We start from the raw sequence: 13,819 nt of genomic DNA, 5'->3' as shown, positions 1-13,819 counted from the left end.
CATGATCAAATCCACGGGCGTTCAGACCACCCCTCCGACCACGCGGACGGGGATCGACTGGCGCGTGGTGTTTGCCTTCCCCAACCCGGTCAACGAATACGCTGCCCGGATCACGGCCGGGCTTGTAGTGCTGCTGGCCGGCATCACGCTGTTAACCGGTTCCGGGTGGGGACTGCTGTTGATCGCCGCCGGGTTTTGGCTCCGGGTGCTGTTCGGCCCCAGGATCTCCCCGCTGGCCCTGCTTTCGGTGAAAGTCCTGGCACCGCGGCTGGGGCGGCCTAAGCTCGTCCCGGGACCTCCCAAGCGCTTCGCCCAAGGTCTGGGCACCGTGGTCTCCACCACCGCCCTGATCCTTTTCGCCGTTGGGGCAGCCCCGGCAGCCTGGATCGTGCTGGCGGTGCTGATCCTGGCAGCCTCGCTGGAAGCCTTTGCAGGCTTTTGCCTGGGCTGTGTCATCTTCGGGCTGCTGCAGCGCCGTGGCCTCATTCCCGAGGAAGTCTGCGAAGCCTGCAACAACATCTCCCTTAGGCGGTTGTGACGCCCACCAGCAGGTCCGCCATGCCGCGGATGACGTGCGGAGCCTCTAACCGCTCGAGCCAGGCAGCCGGGAGGCACGCCTCGCCGTAGTAGGCGCCGAGGATGTTGCCGGCGATGGAACCGGTGGAGTCGCTGTCCCCGCTATGGTTGACGGCCAGGCCGATGGCGGCACGGAAGTGGTCTTCCGGTGCGCTTGGGGCGGTTTCGTCAGGGGCGGTGGCAAGGACCGAGTAAAGCCCGACGGCGAACGCCTCCTCCGCGACCCAACCCTCGCCGAGCTGCTGCACCAGTTCCTCCGGCTCTGCAAGCCCGGTTTCGGCCAGGCGGACGGCAGCCTCCAGTCGCACCGGCAATTCCGGTGCGACGTCGGCGATGGCCCGCACATCAACCAGGACAGCCGCCGCAGCCGACTGCAGGCTTTCACCGGACACCAGGCGGTGGATCAACAGGCTGAACGCTCCCGCACTCTGGCGCGCGGACGGGTGGCCGTGCGTCAGGGCCGCGGCGTCGGCACTGAGCTTGTAGACGGCGTCGGGCGTGATGTGGGGTATCAGCCCGAACGGTGCGGACCGCATGACCGTCCCGCAGCCCTTGGAGTCGGGGTTGACCGGACGGAAGGACGTGCCCATCTCGCCGGTGGCGAGTCCGCTGATGCAGGCCGAGCCTGGGGCGCGGCGGTGCCGGAGCACCTCCTGAGTGTCGATCCAGCGTGGCTGGGGAACCGGGGCGGAGGACGGTGCCGCCTCACCTTGGCTGGCCAGCCAGCGAAGGTATGCCAGCCACAGGCAGGCGTTGACGTCGGCGCCCACGCCGGAATTGGCCCATTCGAGGGCCTCGACGAGGCCGTCCACGGTGTAAAGGGTCATTTGGGTGTCGTCCGAAAAGTGGCTGCCGCCGTCGACCGCTGAAAAATCCGTCAGTCCTTCCGGACCGAACCGGCGGCGGATGTCCGCGATGGAGTCGAACTCGACGGCGTAACCCAGCGAGTCGCCCAGCGCCCCGCCCAGCAGGCAACCATGGATGCGGGACTCCAACGAAGGCACGGCAAGGGCGCCCGGTTCATAGCTCATGCCAGTAAATTTACCGTGGCGAAGGCCGTCGCCTGCACCGGACGCTAAGCTCGGTTCCAGCCAACGCCCAGACTCCGGTGGCACAATGCAGGGGCTGCCTGGTGCATTACAGCCCACCGCAGTTCCCGGCCACTGTGCCTGACCCCTACGAAAAGGACCGTCCAAACATGACCACGCCTGTGCCCGTTCACCACGCCCACAACGCCGAGCCGTACGGCAGCGGCGCTGTCGCCGTCCGTTACGGGCTGGTGGCCAGACTGTCAGCCGAAGCATTCGGCAGCTTGTTTCTGGTGGTGGCGGGCCTCGGTGTGCCGCTCTTCACCATTCCGCAGTCCAGCCCGCTGCCTGCGGCTCTCGCCGCTGGCCTCGCTGTCACTGCCGTAATGCTGGCGTTCGGCTATGTGTCGGGCGGACACTTCAACCCCGCCGTGACCGTCGGCCATGCCGTGGCCGGGCGGATCCGCCTGGCAGACGCCGCTGCGTACATCGGGGCGCAGCTGGCAGGTGCCCTGCTCGGCGCCCTGGCGCTCTTCGCGATCCTGCGCACGCTTCCCAGCATCCAGGACAGCCGGACGGCGTTCGACACCGTCACGGCGGGTTTTGGTGAGCATTCCATTATCCAGGCGCCCATGGCCGCTGTCCTGCTGCTGGAAGTGCTGGGCGCCGCCATCCTGGTTGCCGTGTTCCTGGGCACCACCGCCCGGAACGGCCTGAACAAAGCCGCTGCACCCGTCGCAGTGGGCCTCGCCTTCGCAGTGCTGTTGCAGCTGGGCCAGTCCGTGGGCAACGCGCCCTTCAACCCTGCCCGCGCCACGGCGTCTGCCGTTTTTAGCTCGTCCTGGTCGCTGGAGCAGCTCTGGGTCTTCTGGGTGGCACCGCTGGTGGGCGCAGCCATCGCAGGGCTGGTTTTCCGCGGCTTCGCGGTTTCGACTCCTGCCGCCGGCGGAACGTCCGTTGCTGTTTCCGCTGACGCGGCGGACGCGGACCTGGAAGAATCCGATGAGCTCGAAGAAGCGGAAAACCTGGACGGGCCGGAAGGCTCGGTTGCGTCCGAGCCCGCGGCGGTCCCGGCGACCAAAAGCAACGAGGCCCAGGAGTTCTTTGACGGAAAACGCGGTTAGGCCTCCCGGCCAAGGGTCCCCGCATGCACTGCGCAGGGGCCCTTGCAGCGGGGTTGGCTCAAACTGTCAGTGGCAGCCGATAGCGTAGGAATATGCGGTTATTGCACACATCGGACTGGCATCTGGGCCGGTCGTTCCACGGCGTCGGGATGCTCGATGCCCAGCGGTCCTTCATCGACCAGTTGGTCAAGGCTGTTTCGGAAAACGCTGTTGACGTTGTCCTGATCGCCGGCGACGTATACGATCGCGCCCTGCCGGGAGTGGATGTGGTGGGCCTGCTGGACGATGCCCTGGTAAGGCTCACCGGAGCCGGCGCCCAAGTGGTCCTGACCAGCGGCAACCACGACTCCGCCATCAGGCTGGGGTTTGCCTCCCGGCTCTTGGAACGGGGCGGGGTGCATCTTCGGACTCGGCTGGCCGAACTGGACCAGCCCGTGCTGCTGCCGTTGGACGCAACGCCCGTGAAAGACGGCGCAGCCGGCGCCACACTGGCCATCTACGGCATTCCGTGGCTGGAACCGCGGCTGGTGGCCGAGCCGCTGGGCGTGGAGACGGCCAGCCACTTCGAGGTCACCCGGGCAGCTACGGACCTCATCCGCGCGGACCTTCGGCGCCGCGCCGGGCAGGGCACCGTCTATTCCGTCGTGCTGGCACACACCTTCGCCAGCGGCGGCATCAGCTCGGACAGCGAACGGGACCTCAGCATCGGCGGAGTCGGGGCCGTCCCCCTGGACCTGTTCGACGGCTTCAGCTACACGGCCCTGGGCCACCTTCACGGCCGTCAGACGCTCTCTGCCCAGGTCAGGTACTCCGGATCCCCGTTGGCCTATTCCTTCTCGGAAGCCAGGCACCAAAAAGGGGGCTGGCTTATCGACGTCGGCCCGGCCGGAGTCGCCAGCGTGACCGAAGTGGCCTGGGAGGCCCCCCGGAAACTGGCGGTACTCCGCGGCGGGATCGCGGAACTGCTGGAATCCAGTGACCACACCTGGGCAGAAGATGCCTACTGCCAGATCACCCTGACGGACGCCCAGCGGCCCGCCCAGGCCATGGAACGCCTGCGGTCACGTTTCCCGGACACGCTGGTGCTGGGATTTGACCCGCAGGGCGCGGCCACGAAGCCCGCGTCGACCTACAGCAGCAGGCTGGCCGAGGCAGAGGACGACCTCTCCGTCTGCTGCGGATTCCTGGACCATGTCCGTGGCCGTGAACCCGACGACGCCGAGCGGAGTGCCCTGGCAGCTGCCTTGGACAACGTGCGGCTCCAGGAGGCGTCGCTGTGAGGATCCATCGGCTCAGGATCTCCGCTTTCGGACCGTTTGCCGGCACCGAGGAAATCGATTTCGACAGGCTGAGCGCCCATGGGCTGTTCCTCTTGAACGGACCCACCGGCGCAGGGAAGACCAGCGTCCTGGATGCCATCTGCTTCGCGCTCTACGGCTCTGTACCCGGCGCGCGGCAGGACGGCAAACGCCTTCGCAGCGACCACGCGGACCCGGCCACCGAACCGGCCGTCAGCTGCGAGTTCTCAGCCCAGGGGCGGCATTTCGAAGTCACCCGCTCGCCGTCCTGGGACAAGCCCAGCACCCGGGGGAAAAATGGGTTCACTACCCAGCAGGCCAAAACCCTGCTCCGCGAACGGGTGAACGGGGAATGGACGGAAAAATCCGGTCGCAACGATGAAGCGGGCGCCGAAATCACCGGCCTTTTGGGGATGGACCGGGAACAGTTCACGCGCGTGGTCATGCTGCCACAGGGAGACTTCGCCGCATTCCTCCGCTCAAAGGCGGCGGACCGTCTGGACCTCCTGCAGAAACTTTTTGGCACACAGCGTTTCGAGGCAGTGGAGCAGGAGCTCTCCCTCCTTGCCCAGGAAGCGCGCAACGATGTTTCGCGTCTCAACGGACAACTTGAGCTGCTCACGGCCAGGGCAGAAGCCGAGGTATCCGCTGTTGGCATTGATGAATCCGACGCGCCGCCGGCAGCAGACCCGGCGGCCCGGATTGAGTGGCTGCAGGCAGCCCTCGCCGTCCGCGCCGCCGGCCTGGCCGGCGAGGCCGAGGCAGCCGCTTCGCTGAGCAGGGAGCACCGGCAGGCCCTGGACACCGCGGTGGCCCGGACCGGGCGCCGCAGCCGGCTGGAGTCCGCAACAGCGCGGAAGGCCGCCGCGGAGGAAGCAGCTCCGCTGCTGGCGGCGCACGCCGCCCGGCTTTCCCGGCACCGCCAGGCGGAAGTCCTGACCGGTCAGCTGCAGGCAGTGGAGAAGGCGGAGGCCCAACTCCGCAGTGCCTCTGCCGCACGTGAGGCGGCCCTCACCCTGCTGCGAATGGCAGTGGAGGAGGATCCGGAGCTTGGGAGGCTTGATCCGGACGCCCCTGATGCTGAAAGGGAACTGGACAGGCTGCGCTCCCTGCTGGCCGTTGTGGAAGCACGGCTGCTGGACGAAGAGCGGCTTCGTGCCCTCACGGCCAGGCGGACAGCGCTCGGCCGCACAAAGGAAGAACTGCAGGCCGACGGGATTGAACTTGATGGCCGGCTCAAAACCCTGCGGGCGGAGTATGCGGACGTGTCCGCGGGCCTGGAGCCACTCGCCGAGCTGGCAGCAGCCGCCGTCATGCACACCAAGGAAGCCGCCGCGGCCGACGAACTGCTGGACGTCGTCCGCCGCCATCATTCGGCGGTTGCGGCGCAACTGTTGGCGTCAGAGCACTACGAGGCATGCCGTGAGGATCAGCTGCAGAAAAAGCGCCACTGGCTTGACCTTCGCGAAGAGCGCCTGGCCAATGCGGCAGCTGAACTGGCGGCCCAGCTGGCCGACGCCCTTCCGTGCCCCGTGTGCGGCAGCCCGGATCACCCATCCCCGGCAAAGGCCGCCCAGTCAGCCCTCCAGCTGGGCCAGGCCGAAGAAGAGGCCCGGGAGGTGTTCGAGGCGGCCGAGGCCCGGCTCTCAACGCTGGGCACGGAGCTGGCAGGAGCCAAGCAGTTGGTGGCCGTCCTTGCTGGCCAGGGTGGCGACACACCCGAAGCAGAAGCCAGGAAAGCGGCGGACGACGCCCGGCAGGCCGCTGAACGCTCAGATCAGGCGGCTGCCAAACTGGAAGGGATGCGGCTGCGGCTCACGGAAATCGAAACGCGCATCGCAGAAGCAGAGACCGCCAGGGCCGCTGCCGGCGAGGAGCTTGCGCAGGTGCAGTCCACACTGGCTGAGGTCCTGGAACAGGCAACTGCCCTCCACGAGTCACTGTCTGGCCTCCGCTCCGGCCACCGCGACCTCGCGCACCGGCTGCGCGCGCTGCAGGAAGCATCCCGAACGCTTGAAAAGACGGTGCAGGCGCAGGCCCAGCTGGACCAGGCCGAGGTTCGGGCCGCCGACGCCAGGCAACAGTTGGAGTTGGCCCTGCCCGAGGCAGGCTTCAACACAGCCGGGGATGCCCGGGCGGAACTGCTTGACAGCGCCGAGGCTGCGTCCCTGCAGGCAGAGATCCGCGCCGGCCACGATGAACAGGCCAGGGTTGCGGAGCTCTTTGCCTCCGAAGAAGTGATGCTGGCCCTTGAGGAACAGGAGTTGGAGCTGTTCCCCGACGAGGCACAGCTCGGGGAGTTGCAGGCAGCTGCTGCACAGGCTGAGGAGAAGGCACGCGCGGCCGGCCTTTCGGCGGCAATGGCGAAGCGCTGCGTGGAATCCCTGAATGGCATCATGGCGGAATACCAGGACCTCGCCGGCTCCGGAAACGCTCCGCGGGAGCGCGCACGGATGCTGACAGCCTTGGCGGACGCCGCCGGCGGACGCGGTGAGAACACCTATCGCATGAGCCTGAACAGCTACGTCCTAGCGGCGAGGCTGGAACAGGTGGCCCTGGCAGCATCTGAGCGACTGGTTGCCATGAGCGACGGCCGTTACCTGCTCCAGCACACCGATGCCAAAGCGGCACGCGGGGCCAAATCGGGGCTGGGACTGGAGGTGGTGGACCAGTGGACCGGGCACCGCCGTGACACGTCGACGCTCTCCGGCGGTGAATCATTTATGGCATCCCTGTCGTTGGCCCTTGGCCTGGCCGATGTGGTCCAGCATGAGTCCGGCGGAATCCAGATCGAAACCTTGTTCGTGGACGAGGGTTTCGGCAGCCTGGACGAGCAATCGCTGGAACAGGTCATGGACGCCCTCGAAGGGCTGCGGGACGGCGGTCGGGTGGTGGGGCTCGTGAGCCATGTGGGCGAAATGAAGCAACGCATCGGAGTGCAGCTCCAGGTGGTCAAAGGCCGCAACGGGTCCGCACTGCACATCTCAGATACGGTTTCGCCGCTTTCCTGACACCGGATCGTCGAAACCCCAGGTGCTGGCAACCGCTATAATCGGACAGTTACCGGGTTGCGCGCATCGGGAGGAGGGACGATGCGCATGACTGAACGAGCCCGGAACCTTGAATCCTTCAACCCTCCCATCAACTCCCTCCCTGCAGCACGGTTCCAAGACCGGCAGTCCTCCAACTGACGCTCCCCAGCCGATAGCCAGGGGGCGCTTCGCGCAGCTTCCGCAGTTGGCCGGACGTACCTTTATTCCCTTGGGACTCTTCGCCCGGCTGCCCTTGGCCATGCTCACAGTAGGGACCCTGACCCTGGTGACTTCGATCACCGGCTCTTACGCTGTGGGCGGCACTGCGGCAGGTGCGGTCGGTATCGGTTCCGCGCTCGGCGCGCCGGTACTCGGGGCGATGGCAGACCGCCGGGGTCAGCGTCCTGTCCTGCTGATCGCAGCCGCCCTCAACGCCCTCGCCGTACTCGCGCTGATTGCCGCAGCCTACGCCACGGTCCTGGCCGGGGCCTTCCCCGCAGCCCTGCTCGCGGCCGCGTTTGCCGCCGGGGCCAGCTGCCCGCAGGTCGGCCCGCTGGCACGGGTCCGCTGGATGGCGTTGACGTCCCAAAACTCCCCAAACAGCCCGGCTGACAGCAAGGCGTCGAACAGGCAGGACCTGGACACAGCCCTGTCCTATGAGAGCACCGCGGACGAACTCACGTTTGTGCTGGGTCCTGCCTTGGTGGGAATCCTGGCCAGCCTGGTCGCGCCCTGGCTTCCCCTTGCCCTTGCTGCTGCCCTGACCATCACCCTGGTCCCTGCGTTTGCCATCCACCGGACCCACCGGGCTGTTCCTGTCCACCGCACGGTACCCCGGGGACCCTTAAGCCCCGGCAATGAGGGCACGAACGCAGCTGCGCCGAAAGCCACCCCACGCACCATCCCGTGGGCGGTGGCCCTCCCTGTTCTGGCCATGGTCTGCATGGGCACCTTCTTCGGGTCCACGCAGACAGCACTGAGTTCGTTTGCAGCGGGCTTTGCCACCTCCGAAATCGCCGGATTGCTGTATGCCGTGATGGGCGTGAGCTCCGCCGTCGCCGCATTGTCCGTAGCGTACTGGCCGCAACGCCTCACCCTCTCGGCACGGTGGCTGCTCGGCGCCGTAATGATGGCGGCCCTGGCGTTCCTGCTCTTCGTTCCGTCGTCGGTTGCGGGTATGGTGCTGGTGCTGCTGGTTCTGGGAATCCCGGTTGGCCCGGTGATGGTGACGGTCTTCGCCATCGGCGGCCTCATCTCTCCCGCAGGACGGCTGGGAACGGTCATGACGGCGCTGGCCAGCGGCATTGTGGCAGGCACAGCCGTCGGATCCGCGGTTGCGGGCCAGCTGGCACAGGCCCATGGCTATTCAGTGGCGTTCCTCGTACCCGTCGCAGCGTCGGTTGCCCTTATCCTGCTTGGTGCTGCGTCCGCCGTCGTGCTTCGACGGAAGCGGCCCTAAGCCGCCGCGCCGCAGCAGCGCCCGTCAGGCCAGCTGGCGTTCAATCCTGGCAGCGCTTTCGGCCAAGGCAACACCCATAGTGGCGGGGTCATGCGAGGACCGGATATAGACGACGGCGAGGGCGGCCGGCCGCCCCCCAGGCACCCGGACCGGGGCAGCCAGGGATGACACTCCCGCAATGACCTCGTCATGGCTGGCTGAGTACCCTGCGCGGCGGGCATCAGCAGCCTCGGGCCGGTAGGGTATCCCCGGCGCCAGCTGGGCCCACTCGGCCTCTGTCAGTGCTGACTGGATGGCGATGCCCGGTGCCCCCGCGCTGATGGGATGCCGCGTGCCAGGGTGCTGGGCGACTGTCGCCCCTGAATGGCGCGGTTCCACGGTCACCAGGGTGATGCAGTCGAGGTGGTCCCAGACGGCCACGAAAGCCGTCATGTCCAGGGTGTTGGCCAAGTGGGTGAGTTCGGGGAGAGCGGCAGTCTGGAGATTTCGTGAGACGCCCCGAGCCAGGACGGCCAGGCCGGGGCCGGGCTGCACGCGGCCGGCGTCGTCGCGCACCAGCAGCGAGTGGTCCTCCAGCGTCCGCAGGATCCGGTACGCGACGGACCGGTGGACGCCCATGGCGTCGGCAAGCTCGGCGATGGTCATCGGGCTCTGGGCGGCGGCCAGGATCTCGAGCGCCCGGATGCCGCGGGAAAGTGTCTGCGACGGCGACGCCTGCGCTGCTCCGGCGGGGGCGGCGGCTGTGGGATTCATGGTGTCCATCCTAGGCGGCTCCGGGCGGGGGATCGGGCACACTCTTGTGCTGACGCCTTCATCCGAGTAGCGTCCTATATACGAATTAGTAGTTCAAATATAGAACTCGCACGTGAAAGCGTCCACCATGTGGCGCTCGCGGGTCCTGCGTTGAGGATCAGTGATGATTTCCGATTCACGGAACACGGCCGATCCGTCAGCCGCCGGCCGGACCTCGGCCCCGCGGTCGCATCACTTCCGCGGCAGTCTGGGCAGATATGCCACGGGGGTCGCCATTGTGACCTTCGACGGCGCAACCAGGCGCCACGGCATCACGGTTAACTCCTTCACGTCCGTGTCCATGGAGCCACCCTTGGTGCTCGTCAGCATCGCCCGGAGCGCCAGGGCCCACGACGAATTGTCCGGCCGGGCGTTCACGGTCAATATCCTTGGTGCCGAGCAACGCCAACTGGCCTTGCACTTCGCCGGGCGGCCGGGGCCGGAGCCGTTGTGGGTTGAGGGCGGGTCGGCGCCGCGGCTATCAGGTGTCCTGGCCTGGTTCGAGTGCAGGCCCTGGGCCGCCTACCCCGGGGGAGACCACACGCTCTACGTGGGCGAGGTGGCCGATTTCAACTACCGCAGCGGTGACGCGCTGGCCTTTGCCAACAGCAGCTTCACAACCATTCCGGAGAGCCAGTTGGGAATGGAGAACCTCCTCTGACCCCTTGCTCCCGCCACAGGACCAGCACTTGGCAGTTCAACGACGAACGGAGAAAACACGATGGGCATCCGCACCGGCCAGCAATACCTGGACAAGCTCAATTCCATGACGCCGCAAGTAATGATCGACGGCGAGATGGTCACCGGGAACATCGCAGAGCATCCGTCTTTCGCCAACGTGGCCCGCACGTACGCCCGGCTCTTTGACATGCAGCACGAGCCGCAGCACGCCGCTGCGCTGACCTATGTCTCGCCCACCTCCGGTGACACGGTCAGCGCTTCCTTCCTGATCCCGCGGACAAGGGAGGACCTGGCCCACCGGCGGGCTGCCACCAGGACGTGGGCGGAGTACTCCAACGGGTTCCTGGGCCGCACCGGCGATTACATGAACAGTGCCCTGACGGCGCTCGCGGCCTCCGAAAAGTGGTTCGCGCGGGTGGATCCGATGTTCGGCCAAAACATCCGCAACTACTACGAGCACTGCCGTGAAAACGACCTGCTCGCCACCCACACCCTGATCCCTCCGCAGGCCAATCGCTCCGTCTCAGGCTCTGAGCAGCTCGGCGGCCAGCTTTCCGCCCGCGTCGTTGAAGAGCGCAAGGACGGCATCGTGGTTCGGGGTGCCCGGATGCTGGCCACGATCGCCCCGATCGCCGACGAACTGCTGGTGTTCCCTTCGACGATCCTTCGCGGAACCCCCGAGGATGCCCCGTACTCCTACGCCTTCGCGGTCCCGAACGACGCCGAAGGCGTCCGGTACCTGTGCCGCACCTCGCTGTTCCACGGTGGAAGCAGGCACGACGAACCGCTGGCCAGCCGCTTCGAGGAGACGGACGCCGTCGTGGTCTTTCACGACGTCTTTATCCCTAACGAGCGGATTTTCATGCTTGGGCATCCGGAACTCTGCAACGTTTTCTATTCCGAAACCGGAGCCGCCGCACTCATGACGCACCAGGTGGTCACGCGCACGATTGCCAAGAGTGAGTTCTATCTTGGCCTCGCCTCCGAAATCGCGGATTCGATCGGCATCGACGGCTTCCAGCACATCCAGGAGGATCTCGCCGAGCTGATCCAGACCGTTGAGATCGGCAAGGCGCTGATGACGGCAGCGGAGGCTGAAGCGGCGTTGAACGACGACGGCGTGATGCTGCCCAAGTGGTCTACGTTGAATGCCGCCCGGAACTGGTATCCCAAAGTGGCCCAGCGCTTTCCCCAAATCATCCGGAAGCTTTCGGCGTCCGGCCTGATGGCCCTTCCCGGCGAAGCTGACGTCGCCGGGGAAGCGCGGCCGGACATAGACCTCTACTTGCAGGCCAAGACTCTTACCGGCCCGGAGCGCGTGAGGTTGTTCAAGCTGGCGTTTGACGCGAGCGTCTCGTCGTTCTCGGGCCGGCAGGCGCTTTATGAGTACTTCTTCTTTGGGGACCCCGTGCGGATGGCCGGCGCCCTGGTCAGTTCCTACGACCGCGGGCCGGTCCGGGCGAGGGTGAGGGAGTTCCTGACGAGGGAAGACTGATGCATCCGATCCCGCCATCTGTCGAAATATCTGCGAGGGGCGTGTTTTCCCTCACATATTCGTAGTACGCTACTAACTAACTGACCGTTCTGTCGGTAATCATGAAGGCGTTTCACCTGGCAGCACCCCTGCCTTAAACAATGGAGTTTCAATGACCACACCTTCTTTGGTGGATTCACTTGCCGGCCCCAGCACCCGGAGGGAAGAACGCAAGGTCCTGGCCGGGACCCTCGTAGGCACCACCATCGAGTGGTACGACTTCTTCATCTTTGCCCAGTTGACGGGGACGCTGCTATCCCCGCTGTTCCTGGCGCCGCTGAACGATTCCAACCCCGGACTGGCGCAGATCCTGTCGTTTGCCCTGATCGGCATCAGCTTCCTGTTCCGGCCCCTGGGCGCTGTCGTCGCCGGCCACCTCGGTGACCGCCTCGGCCGCAAGGCGATGCTGGTGTTCACCCTCGTCATGATGGGTGCCGCGACGGCGCTGATCGGCATGCTGCCCACGTATGCCCAGATCGGCGTCTGGGCACCGATCCTGCTGATCACCCTGCGCATTATCCAGGGCTTCTCGGCGGGCGGGGAATGGGGCGGTGCCGCGCTGATGGCGGTCGAACACGCACCGCTGAACAAGCGCGGCCTGTTCGGCGCCTATCCGCAGATTGGTGTTCCCGTGGGCATGATCCTGGCCACCGGTCTGCTGTTCTTCCTCAACAGCAGCATGTCCAAGGAGGACTTCGCCGCCTGGGGCTGGCGGGTGCCGTTCCTGCTGTCCATCGTCCTGATCGTGGTCGGATACCTGATCCGCCGGGCCGTGGCCGAGAGCCCGGTCTTCAAGGAGATGGCTGCCCGCAAGGAAGCGAGCAAGGCACCCCTCGGCGAACTCATTCGGAAGCACAAGAAGGCTGTCCTGTACTCCACCATGATCTTCATCGGCAACAACGCCGCCGGCTACCTGCTGATTGCCTTCTTCATCTCCTACGCCACAAGGATCCTGAAGATGCCCACCCCGCAGGTCCTGCTGGCCACCACGCTGGCGTCCTTCGGATGGCTGATCTTCACCCTGGTCGGCGGCTGGCTGTCTGACCGGATCGGCCGGGTCAAGACCTTCCTGATTGGTTATGGCATCGTCTTTGCGTGGATGATCCCGATGTTCGCGCTGATCGACACGAAGGACATCATGCTCTACGGCGTGGCATTGTTTGTCCTGACCATCGGGCTCGGACTGTCCTACGGTCCGATGTCCGCCATGTATGCCGAAATGTTCCCGGCCAACGTGCGCTACTCGGGCATCTCCATTGGCTACGCTTTCGGTGCCATCCTCGGCGGAGCGTTCGCTGCCACCATCGCGGAGTCGCTGCTGCTGAGCACCAAGTGGACCGGCTCGATCGGTATCTACATCATGATCCTGTGCGTGATCTCGGCCGTCGGCGTCCTGCTTGCCAAGGAGACCAAGGGCCGCCCCCTGGGAATCAGCCACCACTAGGGAGAAGGCGCCGCATCAGCGGATCTTTCGATGGCAGGCACGGACCGAAGGGTTCCGTGCCTGCCGTCCCTGTCGTGAAGGCCGGCGGGCTATTGCTCCAGCTGGCTGATGGCGTCCTCGTCCGTCAGCTGCTCGAAATGGCGGTAGAAGCTTCCCACGGCGCGGAACTTGCCCGGCAGGTGCAGGCAGAGGACAGCATCACAGACGGCGGACACGGTAGCCTCCGCCTCCACTGAACCGACGGGCGCCGCGGCCACCACGTGGGCTGCGCCGCCGGAACGGACCGCTTCGACCGCCGCCCTCATCGTGGCTCCAGTCGCGAGGCCGTCGTCGACCAGCAGGACCGTTTTTCCCTTGAGGTCATGCTTGATGGCCGGGTAGGTTTCAACCCGTCGGAGAAGCTCTGCGCGCTCCCTCTGCTCCACTTCATCCAGCCACTCCTGCCGGACGCCATGTTCCAGGACGCGGGACATGAGGGGCCTGTTGAGCAGGCGCACAACGCGCCCGTCTGACCACGCCAGGGCTCCGTACGCGGTCTCGTCATGGCCCGGGATTCCGAGCTTCCGGACCAGCACGGCACCGAGCGGCAGGTACAGGGCCTTCGCCGCGGCCGCCGCAACCGGGATTCCGCCGCGGGCGAGCCCCAGGACAATCGCGTCGGGACGTTCCCGGAACTGCGTCAGCACCGCAGCCAGACGCTCACCGGCATCCGTGCGGTCTTCAAAACGCGTGCTCATTGTTCCCTCTCCCGGCTGACTCCGCCCCGCTTCCAGCCTACCGTCTGCGGTGGCAGCACCGGGAAGTACCGGCCCGTTCCAACCCGGCAGGCCACAAGCATTCAGCAGCCTTCG

11 protein-coding genes are annotated in these 13,819 nt (G+C 66.3%); 8 read left to right on the top strand and 3 right to left on the bottom strand.

Annotation, left to right across the window (positions count from 1 at the left end; all coding sequences use genetic code 11):
• Position 1 precedes the first annotated feature (1 nt).
• A complete protein-coding gene (locus tag ACFC25_RS03675; protein WP_337352161.1) occupies positions 2-538 on the top strand; it encodes a DUF4395 domain-containing protein in 537 nt (178 codons plus the stop codon).
• On the opposite strand, the gene ACFC25_RS03670 is transcribed toward ACFC25_RS03675, so the two are convergent.
• Complete coding sequence (locus tag ACFC25_RS03670; protein WP_337345881.1) at positions 525-1,607, bottom strand: ADP-ribosylglycohydrolase family protein; 1,083 nt, start codon at positions 1,605-1,607, stop codon at positions 525-527. The genes ACFC25_RS03675 and ACFC25_RS03670 overlap by 14 nt on opposite strands.
• Before the next feature lie 167 nt (positions 1,608-1,774).
• Here ACFC25_RS03670 and ACFC25_RS03665 point away from each other — a divergent pair, with 167 nt between their 5' ends.
• The 4 genes from ACFC25_RS03665 to ACFC25_RS03650 all read left to right on the top strand — a co-directional run bounded on the left by ACFC25_RS03665 (position 1,775) and on the right by ACFC25_RS03650 (position 8,517).
• Positions 1,775-2,728, top strand: coding sequence for an aquaporin (locus ACFC25_RS03665; RefSeq protein ID WP_376044080.1), 954 nt, complete (start codon positions 1,775-1,777; stop codon positions 2,726-2,728).
• A gap of 92 nt (positions 2,729-2,820) precedes the next feature.
• Positions 2,821-4,008, top strand: coding sequence for an exonuclease SbcCD subunit D (locus ACFC25_RS03660; RefSeq protein ID WP_376044079.1), 1,188 nt, complete (start codon positions 2,821-2,823; stop codon positions 4,006-4,008).
• Positions 4,005-7,037 carry an AAA family ATPase gene (locus ACFC25_RS03655; RefSeq protein WP_376044077.1) on the top strand — a complete coding sequence of 1,011 codons (3,033 nt, stop codon included), beginning with the start codon at positions 4,005-4,007 and terminating at the stop codon, positions 7,035-7,037. The genes ACFC25_RS03660 and ACFC25_RS03655 overlap by 4 nt, the downstream gene beginning before the upstream one ends.
• A 142-nt stretch (positions 7,038-7,179) precedes the next feature.
• Positions 7,180-8,517, top strand: coding sequence for an MFS transporter (locus ACFC25_RS03650; protein WP_376044355.1), 1,338 nt, complete (start codon positions 7,180-7,182; stop codon positions 8,515-8,517).
• Positions 8,518-8,541: 24 nt separating this feature from the next.
• Here the strand turns inward: ACFC25_RS03650 and ACFC25_RS03645 are convergent, their stop codons facing one another.
• The gene (locus ACFC25_RS03645) at positions 8,542-9,270 is read right to left on the bottom strand and encodes an IclR family transcriptional regulator (protein ID WP_337345885.1); all 729 of its coding nucleotides are present in this window, start codon (positions 9,268-9,270) and stop codon (positions 8,542-8,544) included.
• 163 nt (positions 9,271-9,433) lie between these two features.
• Here ACFC25_RS03645 and ACFC25_RS03640 point away from each other — a divergent pair, with 163 nt between their 5' ends.
• From ACFC25_RS03640 to ACFC25_RS03630, 3 genes are all read left to right on the top strand, one after another.
• Positions 9,434-9,970 (top strand): flavin reductase family protein, encoded by a 537-nt coding sequence (locus tag ACFC25_RS03640; RefSeq protein ID WP_337352157.1) that lies wholly within the window; start codon positions 9,434-9,436, stop codon positions 9,968-9,970.
• A gap of 60 nt (positions 9,971-10,030) precedes the next feature.
• Positions 10,031-11,485: a 4-hydroxyphenylacetate 3-monooxygenase, oxygenase component gene (hpaB, locus tag ACFC25_RS03635; protein WP_376044075.1), complete on the top strand. Its 1,455-nt coding sequence runs from the start codon at positions 10,031-10,033 to the stop codon at positions 11,483-11,485.
• Positions 11,486-11,636: 151 nt separating this feature from the next.
• Positions 11,637-12,968, top strand: a complete 1,332-nt coding sequence (locus ACFC25_RS03630) for an MFS transporter (protein WP_337345888.1) — start codon at positions 11,637-11,639, stop codon at positions 12,966-12,968.
• A gap of 89 nt (positions 12,969-13,057) precedes the next feature.
• On the opposite strand, the gene ACFC25_RS03625 is transcribed toward ACFC25_RS03630, so the two are convergent.
• Positions 13,058-13,705 (bottom strand): phosphoribosyltransferase, encoded by a 648-nt coding sequence (locus tag ACFC25_RS03625; RefSeq protein ID WP_376044073.1) that lies wholly within the window; start codon positions 13,703-13,705, stop codon positions 13,058-13,060.
• Positions 13,706-13,819 lie beyond the last annotated feature (114 nt).

Origin of the sequence: Pseudarthrobacter sp. NPDC055928 (genome assembly GCF_042270935.1) — a bacterium.
GTDB lineage: Bacteria > Actinomycetota > Actinomycetes > Actinomycetales > Micrococcaceae > Arthrobacter.
This window is presented reverse-complemented; position numbering and strand designations above follow the sequence as displayed.